The sequence below is a fragment of the Pseudomonas morbosilactucae genome, assembly GCF_023241665.1.
GTDB classification, from domain to species: domain Bacteria; phylum Pseudomonadota; class Gammaproteobacteria; order Pseudomonadales; family Pseudomonadaceae; genus Aquipseudomonas; species Aquipseudomonas morbosilactucae.
Genome location: NZ_JALQCX010000083.1, coordinates 1 through 3,044, shown reverse-complemented (window position 1 = coordinate 3,044; position 3,044 = coordinate 1). Strand labels below are relative to the sequence as shown.

Here is a 3,044-nt window from a genome sequence, read left to right as displayed (position 1 = left end):
TGCCGACCGCGATCCTCTCCGACCTGGACAAAGCCCGCTATTCAGTCCCTCAGACCTATCCGGATTACCCGGGCGTGTACTGGGGCGACGGCAACATGCTGGACGCCCCTGCCAGTGACTACCTGGTGATCGAGTACCTGCGCCTTGCTGACAAGGCCGCCCGCCAAGTCCGGCCGCTGCTGATTCGCCGTGTTGCCGATCGGCGCCTGAACAACTCGCCGGCGAGCATGGCCAAGGCTGTCAGCGCCCTGATGAAGCCCCTGCGCACCATGGCCAAGTCCACGACGTTCGCCGGGGAGGTTTTCCCGGGCGAGATCGAGGCGCCCAAGGACGGCGACATCGTCCTGGTCTGGAAGAGCAAAACCAACGTGGAGGTGTTCATCAAGATCAAGCCACTCAACTGCCCGAAAGACCTCACGGCGAACATCGCCCTGGACCTTTCCACTGACGATTCGGAGTAACTCCCATGTCCCGTATTGGCGGCAAGAACTTCGACATTGCCCTGGGGGATCTCCAGGCGCACGTCGAGAGCTGCACCCTGGATATCACCGACAACACCGCCGTGGCGCAGTCCCGGGGCGTGCCTGACGGGCACGTCGACGGCGACGTGGCGGCCAGCGGTGAGTTCGAGTTCGACAGCAATAACTTCAACCTGCTGATCGAGGCCGCCCGCGCTGCCGGCAGCTTTCGCCAGTTGGAGCCCTTCGACGTGGTGTTTTTCGCCCAGGCCGGCCAGGAAGAGCTGCGCATCGAGGCCTTCGGCTGCAAGTTGAAGGTGTCCAGCTTGCTCAGTGTGGATCCCAAGGGCGGCGAGAAGACCAAGCACAAGGTGCCGTTTGACGTCACCAGTCCGGACTTTATCCGCGTCAACGGCGTGCCGTACCTGGCGGCCGCCGAGATCGAGGGCCTGCGCTGATGGTTTGCCCGTTCGACCGCGCCCAGGCCCTGGAGCAACGCCAACGTGACCAGGCGATCGCCGCCCAGCTCGCTCTGTCGCGCCCGGACGGGCCGAGCCTGACCCATTGCGACGACTGCGATAAGCCAATCCCCGAGAAGCGCCGGGCGCTGGGGGGAATGACCCGCTGTGTGCCGTGCCAATCCCTTTTTGAGCAAGGAAACCGCCGATGACCACCAGTCCCCGGCCAAGCCTCAGTGAGGCGGATTCAGAGCCCGGCCGTTTGGTCGGCCTGGAGCGAAACATGGCTGTTATGGAATACCGTTTGACCTTCATGGAAAGCCGGCATGAATCCGTTCCCATCCGTGTGACCAAGCTGGAACAGCAGTTTGAGCACATGTCCGGCCAGCTTTCCGAACTCAACGAGGGCCAGCAGAAGCTGACCAGCGTGGTGGCGGGTATCGGCAACAAGATCACCTGGGCGCTGGCCGTGGCCAGCACCCTGTGGGCGATCCTGCAGATGTTTGGCCCGGTCCTGCTGCGGGTGTTTGTGCCATGAGCCTGCGCAACAAGATCGCCGCCGGCACCATCGCCCTGGCCAGCGCATCGCTGCTGACCTTCCTGGGCAAATGGGAAGGCAACGGCCAGAACGTCGTGTACGCCGACAAGCTGGCCCGGGGCCTGCCCACCGTGTGCAAGGGCATCACCCGGCACACAAGCCCTTACCCGCTGGTGATCGGTGACTACTGGTCGCCGGACCGTTGCGCCGAGGTGGAGCAACTGGTGGTCCGCAAGGGCCAGTTGGCACTCGCTGACTGCATTACCAACCAGGCCGTGGGCCAGAACACCTTCGACGCCCTGACCAGCCATAGCCACAACTTTGGCGTGCCGAGCACCTGCGCCAGTCGGGCCGTGGGCCTGATTAACGCGGGGCAGATCGCGGAGGGCTGCAAGGCCCTGGCCTGGGCCCGGGATGGCAAAACCCCGGTGTGGGCCTTCGTCACCGACTCGTTGGGCCGGACTTCGTTCGTGCGCGGTCTGCACGCCCGGCGCCTGGCCGAAGCGGAGATGTGCGCCCGATGACCATAACCCCTTTCCGTTTCGTGCTGGCGGTGATGCTGACGGCGCTGATCCCGCTGTTCTGGTTCGTCCAGGTCGTCCAGGAGCGAGACGTGGCCAAGCGTGAGCGCGACAGCGCCCAGTTTGAAGCGGCGGGCCTGCGAGAGGCTGTCCGCATCAGCGGCCAGATGCTGGCCGATCGTGACGATATCGACCGTGTCCGCACCCAGGAGCTGAACCATGCACGCACTGAAAACCTCGACCTGCGCCGCGCTGTTGACGCTGGCCATCAGCGGTTGCGCATCGCCACCACCTGCAGCACCGCAATGTCCCCCAACGCCAGCGCCGGCGGCCTGGCTGATGCAGGAGGCGCCGAACTCGCAGCAGACGCTCGATCGGATTATTTCACCCTCAGAGATCAGCTTGCCCTGAGCAAGCAAATGATCCTGGGCCTGCAAGACCACGTGCGCCGGGTTTGCCTGCGCACCCCCAACCTTTGAACGGAGCAATACACATGACCCAATCCCGCGAAATCACCCTGGAAGTCGGCACCAAAGACTTTGCTTTCACCCTGTCGCCCCAGGACGTGACCAAGTACTTCAACGCCATGACCGCGAACAACAAGGTGGCGCCGTCGTTCAACCTGCTGAGCACCACTGTCAAACAGGAACAACGTGCTGAGCTGCGCGAGCTGCTGACCAACCCGGTGATGACCATGCAGATCGCCGGCGCGCTCCTGGAGGAATACGCCCCGGACGTCGAGATCATCGTAAAAAAGTCCTCGAGCACGCCGACCGCCTGACCGAAGACGGCCTGGGCCAACTGATGGCCCTGACCCACCGCTGGCTGCCCGGCGCTGAGCCCTCAATCGAGAACATGGGCACCGCGCAGTGGCTTGAGAACGAGCACTGGAGACGCATGGAGATTGCCGTAGCAAACGGCATTGCCCATGCGTTGAACGGATAAAAACGCATGGCTGACCGTAGCGCCCGCCTGGACTTCATCCTGGCCCTGACCGACAAGATCACCGCACCGTTGGGCAAGGTCAAAATGGGCTTTTCCGAGCTGACCGAGCAAAGCGAAAAGAACA

At 63.4% G+C, this 3,044-nt stretch carries 8 protein-coding genes; all 8 read left to right on the top strand.

The features are described from left to right. Positions 1-461: DUF2586 family protein (locus M1B35_RS30875; RefSeq protein WP_268263951.1), on the top strand; the 461-nt coding region annotated here is incomplete at its 5' end. Between the two features lie 5 nt (positions 462-466). Next, on the top strand, positions 467-916 hold the full coding sequence (locus M1B35_RS30870; protein WP_268263950.1) for a phage protein: 450 nt from the start codon (positions 467-469) through the stop codon (positions 914-916). Continuing rightward, on the top strand, positions 916-1,128 hold the full coding sequence (locus M1B35_RS30865; RefSeq protein WP_268263949.1) for a TraR/DksA family transcriptional regulator: 213 nt from the start codon (positions 916-918) through the stop codon (positions 1,126-1,128). Before M1B35_RS30870 ends, M1B35_RS30865 begins: the two co-directional genes overlap by 1 nt. Positions 1,129-1,199: 71 nt before the next feature. Continuing rightward, on the top strand, positions 1,200-1,454 hold the full coding sequence (locus M1B35_RS30860) for a hypothetical protein (RefSeq protein WP_268263948.1): 255 nt from the start codon (positions 1,200-1,202) through the stop codon (positions 1,452-1,454). Beyond that, positions 1,451-1,978: a lysozyme gene (locus tag M1B35_RS30855; RefSeq protein WP_268263947.1), complete on the top strand. Its 528-nt coding sequence runs from the start codon at positions 1,451-1,453 to the stop codon at positions 1,976-1,978. The genes M1B35_RS30860 and M1B35_RS30855 overlap by 4 nt, the downstream gene beginning before the upstream one ends. Beyond that, entirely contained in the window at positions 1,975-2,454 is a 480-nt protein-coding gene (locus M1B35_RS30850) for a lysis system i-spanin subunit Rz (protein ID WP_425273463.1), read from the top strand. The genes M1B35_RS30855 and M1B35_RS30850 overlap by 4 nt, the downstream gene beginning before the upstream one ends. Positions 2,455-2,468: 14 nt before the next feature. Next, positions 2,469-2,756 carry a putative phage tail assembly chaperone gene (locus M1B35_RS30845; RefSeq protein ID WP_268263946.1) on the top strand — a complete coding sequence of 96 codons (288 nt, stop codon included), beginning with the start codon at positions 2,469-2,471 and terminating at the stop codon, positions 2,754-2,756. A gap of 23 nt (positions 2,757-2,779) precedes the next feature. Continuing rightward, positions 2,780-2,920, top strand: a complete 141-nt coding sequence (locus M1B35_RS30840) for a DUF6890 family protein (RefSeq protein ID WP_268263945.1) — start codon at positions 2,780-2,782, stop codon at positions 2,918-2,920. The last annotated feature ends 124 nt before the right edge of the window (positions 2,921-3,044 follow it).

Coding starts and splice junctions, on each gene's coding strand:
- M1B35_RS30870 (WP_268263950.1), top strand. CDS start 467: ATGTCCCGTATTGGCGGCAAGAACTTCGACATTGCCCTGGGGGATCTC.
- M1B35_RS30865 (WP_268263949.1), top strand. CDS start 916: ATGGTTTGCCCGTTCGACCGCGCCCAGGCCCTGGAGCAACGCCAACGT.
- M1B35_RS30860 (WP_268263948.1), top strand. CDS start 1,200: ATGGCTGTTATGGAATACCGTTTGACCTTCATGGAAAGCCGGCATGAA.
- M1B35_RS30855 (WP_268263947.1), top strand. CDS start 1,451: ATGAGCCTGCGCAACAAGATCGCCGCCGGCACCATCGCCCTGGCCAGC.
- M1B35_RS30850 (WP_425273463.1), top strand. CDS start 1,975: ATGACCATAACCCCTTTCCGTTTCGTGCTGGCGGTGATGCTGACGGCG.
- M1B35_RS30845 (WP_268263946.1), top strand. CDS start 2,469: ATGACCCAATCCCGCGAAATCACCCTGGAAGTCGGCACCAAAGACTTT.
- M1B35_RS30840 (WP_268263945.1), top strand. CDS start 2,780: ATGGCCCTGACCCACCGCTGGCTGCCCGGCGCTGAGCCCTCAATCGAG.